Origin of the sequence: Halomonas sp. ND22Bw (assembly GCF_003011945.1) — a bacterium.
Taxonomy (GTDB): domain Bacteria; phylum Pseudomonadota; class Gammaproteobacteria; order Pseudomonadales; family Halomonadaceae; genus Halomonas; species Halomonas halophila.
The window spans coordinates 1-325 of the sequence record NZ_PXWD01000476.1; the positions used below are offsets into that span (position 1 = coordinate 1).

1 protein-coding gene is annotated in these 325 nt (G+C 68.9%); it reads right to left on the reverse strand.

Going from position 1 to position 325, the window contains the following annotated elements:
* Positions 1 to 325, reverse strand: a 325-nt coding sequence (locus tag CVH10_RS19005) for a glucokinase (RefSeq protein WP_181244509.1), incomplete at both ends; no start/stop codon positions are given.

A 325-nucleotide genomic window follows, 5' to 3' on the forward strand; every position in this document is an offset into this window, starting at 1 on the left:
TCGAATGCGGATCGCCGTCGACCGGCCCGCCCAGGCTTTCCAGCTGGTCCGCCGGCACGACGGGCGCGCCCCAGGCCAGGGCTTCGAAATCGTTGATCAGCTTGACCGTCTTCAGGCCCAGGGTTTGCAGCTCGCTCTCCGACACCTGCCAGGGAGAGTTGGTCAGGTCGATGGCGCCGTCCGTGACGGGGCCGGCCACGGCGATGACGCCGCCGGTCGGCTTGACCTCGCATCCGTCGATGAAGGCGGCGACGCCTTCCAGGAAGGTCGGATAGGTCTCGGCCGGGAAGCTGTCGTGGTGGTCCAGCACGGGCTGGCCGTCCAC